Annotated in this window: 5 protein-coding genes; 4 read left to right on the top strand and 1 reads right to left on the bottom strand. The window is 64.0% G+C overall.

The window, feature by feature from the left end; genetic code table 11:
• The first annotated feature begins 150 nt into the window (after positions 1-150).
• A complete protein-coding gene (locus tag FXF52_RS40430; RefSeq protein WP_255472914.1) occupies positions 151-420 on the top strand; it encodes a MarR family winged helix-turn-helix transcriptional regulator in 270 nt (89 codons plus the stop codon).
• A gap of 521 nt (positions 421-941) precedes the next feature.
• On the opposite strand, the gene FXF52_RS40425 is transcribed toward FXF52_RS40430, so the two are convergent.
• On the bottom strand, positions 942-3,236 hold the full coding sequence (locus tag FXF52_RS40425; protein ID WP_148804918.1) for a TIM barrel protein: 2,295 nt from the start codon (positions 3,234-3,236) through the stop codon (positions 942-944).
• A gap of 279 nt (positions 3,237-3,515) precedes the next feature.
• On the opposite strand from FXF52_RS40425, the gene FXF52_RS44380 reads away from it, so the two are divergent.
• The 3 genes from FXF52_RS44380 to FXF52_RS42305 all read left to right on the top strand — a co-directional run bounded on the left by FXF52_RS44380 (position 3,516) and on the right by FXF52_RS42305 (position 4,514).
• Positions 3,516-3,848 (top strand): hypothetical protein, encoded by a 333-nt coding sequence (locus FXF52_RS44380; RefSeq protein WP_187414017.1) that lies wholly within the window; start codon positions 3,516-3,518, stop codon positions 3,846-3,848.
• Positions 3,849-3,851: 3 nt separating this feature from the next.
• The gene (locus FXF52_RS44375) at positions 3,852-4,172 is read left to right on the top strand and encodes a hypothetical protein (RefSeq protein WP_187414018.1); all 321 of its coding nucleotides are present in this window, start codon (positions 3,852-3,854) and stop codon (positions 4,170-4,172) included.
• Between the two features lie 90 nt (positions 4,173-4,262).
• On the top strand, positions 4,263-4,514 hold the full coding sequence (locus FXF52_RS42305; protein ID WP_187414016.1) for a hypothetical protein: 252 nt from the start codon (positions 4,263-4,265) through the stop codon (positions 4,512-4,514).
• Positions 4,515-4,666 lie beyond the last annotated feature (152 nt).

The raw sequence follows: 4,666 nt of genomic DNA, 5'->3' as shown, positions 1-4,666 counted from the left end.
ACATCGAACTCGACCGGGTGGAAGGGGTGCACGCCCCCGCCGGCTACAGGTCGTGATCGTGGACGGCTGAGGCCCTGCCACCCCGGCTCCGGTCGGTCGCACCATGTTCGCAAGGGCCCTTGAGGCGGTCATTCACGTGGGTCTGCCGTGATGTCGCCCACGAGGCGTACGCTCGCCGAACGCACGCACTGCAACGCATCCAACCTCACCTACATCTGCGACCAGCTCGTACGGGCCGGGCTCGCCGAGCGCCAGAACGCCGCGAACGACAAACGGCAGCGAGTCCTCGTCCTGACCGACGCCGGGCGCGACGCTCGCTCACGCGTGGTCGACGCCGTGCTCGAGGAATCACCGCTGGCGGCGCTGCCCGATGAGAATCTCCGGCGGCTTACCGCCATGCTGTCGCAACCACTGACATGACCGCCGCAAGGCGCGCACCCCTGGACAGTGGTGTCGCCTCACCAACATGATCTTCGCATCCTCCGCCGGATGGCGTTGGTCGACCGTTGTGCTCGGAACTGGGTGCGGCTCCTCTGAGGTTGTCCGTTGCCACCGAAGCTGAACCGTTTGCCATCGAACTTGGCGCAACGCCGGTTTGCACCACTGAAGATGCGCCACTGCGGGTCAGGGCATCAAGAAGCGCGACGAACCCTAACCCGGGTGGCGGGCCAGCGACGCGAGGACGATCTCCCGCGCCGCACGGACCGTGGCCGCGAAGGCGGCCGCCACGGTGCCCGCTCCGGCTCACGCACATGCGCGTCGGCGAAGCGGGCACCATCTAATAGGGAATGCCCCCGTGCGCCTGGCTGCTACCCCTGATCTGCCACGGATGCCCCGCGACATCTTCGGCCTGTTGTCAGGTGGCGCGGCGCACACAAGGCCGGGTCGCAGTCCTTCCCGTGCCACGGACCGAGCGAGATGGGGAAGGACCGCGTCTACGGCTATTTCGTCCACGCCTCGATACGTGCTTGAGCGGCACCCTTCAGGTCATGCCTAGCCGTCTCCGTGACGTGGCTGTCCATGTCGGGATTCTCGAGATGTTGCAGGAAGTTCCGCAGTTGCTTAGCCGCTTGGTCTTTCGAGCCCTTGGCCAGATGATGACTCGCACCGTTCAGGGTGTTTGACAGTTGGGGCACCAGCGGGCCACGGACCTCCCCCGCTGATACGTAGAAGTCCAGCATCTGGTGGATGGCGGCGGTGCCGTTGCCACCGTCAGTTCGAGTAATCTCGATCGAACGATAAACGGACTCCATGATGGACGGCCCCACCGGCCCCAGCACCCTGATTTGTCCACGGTCCCCGATGATCCCATCGAACTTGTACTGGTACCTTCCCTCCGGCGACTTATCTCCGACGAGGGTGGCGCTAAGGGATCTAATGACCTCACCGTCAGGGGCGTACAGGCGGATCTTGGCGTCCGGGTCGGCTACATCCGTAAATGCCGTTCCTGACAACCTGCCGTCGACGTACGTCAGGTCAGTGAATCCCGAAATCTCGCTCCGATCCTTCGTGTACTCCAACGAGGATTTCACGGCGTCGAGGAACCCGCTGATCTGCTCGTAAGGGGGTTCCGGAAGATCACGCGGGTATCCCGGCTCATCCCGGGCCCACAGCAACTCCAGGGGAATGTAGCCGCGGTAGTCGCTGTATCGGACGTCCGTGAACAGCTTGTTCAGATCCATTGTGGTATCCGTCTCAGCTCCCCCCGGCCGCTTCTTCACCTGGAAGTTGTTTGAGTACGGAAGGACCTCGGCAATGTCGGCGTACCAGTCGTAATTTAGGCCGGTTGTGTAGCGGAACGGCCGGAAATATCCGGTGTCATTCACAATGCCGATATTGTCGTGGTTGACCCACTTCAGGAGTTGAATGGTCTGGCCTGCCGTCGCGGTCATATCCCCATGGTTCTGGAGACCGATCTGGACCCCCTTAGCGGCGCCGTACTCCGCCAACTGTCGCAGTGCTGGGACGACGCGCTCTCGGGTGACGGTCTCCCACCCGAGCCGGTTGATGTCTGTCGGCACCGGTCCAGAGAAAACGCGGATGACCGGAGCGCCCATCTCGGCCGCGACGTCGATCCAGTACTTGCCCCGCTCGACATCGATCGCGCGCCTGTCGGCGCTTGGGTTGGCGAAGTCGTTCTGGTAACCAGTGCCGCTGATCTCGATGCCCAACTCCTTGGTCAGGTCCCGGATCTGTCGGGCGAATGCCTTGATCTCACCGTCCGGCAACGTTGGCATCGTAGTGTTGCTATACCCAGGAATGTAGTAGGCCGTGACGTCGACCGCATCGAATCCTGCCTCGGCCGCCCATCGAATCGCCGCCAGCGTGTCGAGCTGCGGTGTGTCTTGTCGGTTGTTCAACCACGCGTTGATGTTGACATTGAAGCTGTAGAGGTTGAGGCTGACCTTGTAGTCGCCTCTGAAGTATTCACGATCGCGGTACCTGACGCTATCGGATCCGCCAATCCGACCGCAATACTGGGCGCAGAGTTCGGGAGTGTTGGGCGGAGCGGGATCGTCAGGATTGCCGGTGCCGTCATCACCGATCACCCTGATCCTGAACTGCTGGAAGAAGATGTGGTTCCGATAGACCTCGAGCGCCGATTCCACCGGGACGTAGATCGTCAAGCCCGTCACATAAAGAAACCAGTTCCCCTGACCTAAAAGTACGGGCGGTTCCTCGCCAAGTGTCAGCGACGACATCGTCACAGCGTTGTAGAAGGCCCGGTTGTCGATCGACCTCAACTGTGGCAGGTACGCGCTCTTTAGCGCCGCATCGTTGTTGAACGCGAGTCCGTTCAGTATTGTCACACTCGGCATCTCGACGGTGACGAGCGTGGCAACGTCGTAGAACGCCCTCGATCCGATCACGGTGGTGTTGTCCAGCCTCACATGCCTGAGCGAGGTGTTGCCGCTGAACGCGCTCGTCGGCACTTGGGAGCCAACGAAGTCCGCCGTCCCGCCGACCGTGAGATCGGTGAGCCCCGTGAGACTTTGGTTGATGAATCGGCTGTCGGTGCTGTTCAGCGTGCCACCGTTGATTACCAGGCCATGAACATCAGCGTAGGCGACGCCAGCCGCGTCGATCGCGGCCTGCAGCCCTCCGCCAGCGTCCGAGACGCTCAGCGTCAATGTGCCCGTTTCGGCGACCGACTCGGCTTGAGCGGCGGCCGGAACAGCCAGGGACAGCAAGCCCGCGGCGGCCAAGTAGGTGAGAACTTTCCTGACGTGCTTCATCGCGTCCTACCTCCATGGTAAGCGCTTTCCGGCGCCGGGCCGGCCCAAGGTATCCCAGAACCTCATGGCCGTCTAGATGACCGCCGACCTGGTCTGCCTGGGCGTGAGCAGGCCGCCTGGTGCGCAGCATCGGCGAGACTCCGGTCAGCAGCCGAGCCCCGGCATGCCCGACAAGGCCCAGCCGTCAGCAGTGGCAACGATCTTCGGACGCGGTTCGGCGCGGCGGAGCACGACCACCTGTTCCGGGTCGCCGGGCAGGCCAGTTCCCGGACAGCCCGCATGGACACACACGTGGCGCCGGGCGTGCAACGTCTCCTCGACCGCTTCACCGATGTACCGGTGATGGTGCTCAGCGCGTCATGGCATCTCGTGGTCGTCAACCGGTTAGGCGCTGCGCTGCTTGGCGACCTGTCGGCCGCGCCAGTGCGTGAACGCAACATGATCTGGCGTCACTTCACCGGACTACCGGACCGCTTCGTGATGACGGCCGAGGAACGGCGGGGCGCTGGAGGTGGAGGCGGTGGCAGACCTACGCGTGGCGTTCGCGTTCGGCCGCTACCCGCACGATCGCGACCTGCGTGCCTTGCTGCGCGACCTGAGGCGTACCAGTGAGCGATTCGAGAGCTGTGGAAGCGGGCGGATGTCAGCGAGCGCGTCACCTCCCGCAAAACCATCGCGCACCCAGAGGTGGGCCGGCTGACGCTGGATTGCGACCTCCTCACCGTCGCGGGACGGACCTGCGGCTGGTCGTCTATACGGCCGAGTCAGGTTCATCGGACGCCGGTGCGCTCGCGCTGCTCGCCACGATTGGCGCCCAAGCGATGTAGGAGTCCGACCTGCCCCCGTGGGTTGTCATCGATCCGGGGTTCAGCCGGGCCAGGGCGAGGCGCTCACGGTTGGTCACTAGGGCACCATCCTTCCGGCAGGGCCCTCTAAGAGGGTTTCTGTTGGAACTCGGCGAGGGCCGGGAGATGGCTTAGGTCGGTCGCCCTTCGAGGGCCTCGATGACACCGCCACTCCTGGTCCTTGCCGGGGCTGCCGACCGGCAACAGGATCGGTGTCGGGCCGCAGCAGCTGACGGTGCCGGTGGAGTCGGCTGCGTTGTCGGTGCGGACGCCGGTTTCGGGCAGCTCAAGCTGGACGCCGCGGACGACTGACTTACACGTGTGCGCCGTGGAGTGGGACAGCCGGGGGATGCGTTTTCTGGTGGACAGCACCGAGGTGTTCTACGCCGGCAAGGACACGGTGGAGGCGACGCGCGGCTCGTGGGTCTTTTGACCGCCTCTTCTACCTGATCCGCAACCTGACGGCGGGTGGCGACTGGCCGGGCCCGCCCGACGCGTCGACGCGATTCCCGTCCCGCACATGGGCCTACGTCTGCATCTAGGCCGTGTCTCCCGGATCATGGCTTGGCGCGGTCCGGTTTTGCG

It is taken from the genome of Micromonospora sp. MP36, from assembly GCF_008119785.1.
GTDB lineage: Bacteria > Actinomycetota > Actinomycetes > Mycobacteriales > Micromonosporaceae > Micromonospora.
Note: the sequence above shows the minus strand (reverse complement) of the source record. Positions and strands in the feature narration are given on the sequence as shown.

Coding starts and splice junctions, on each gene's coding strand:
- FXF52_RS40430 (WP_255472914.1), top strand. CDS start 151: ATGTCGCCCACGAGGCGTACGCTCGCCGAACGCACGCACTGCAACGCA.
- FXF52_RS40425 (WP_148804918.1), bottom strand. CDS start 3,236: ATGAAGCACGTCAGGAAAGTTCTCACCTACTTGGCCGCCGCGGGCTTG.
- FXF52_RS44380 (WP_187414017.1), top strand. CDS start 3,516: ATGGACACACACGTGGCGCCGGGCGTGCAACGTCTCCTCGACCGCTTC.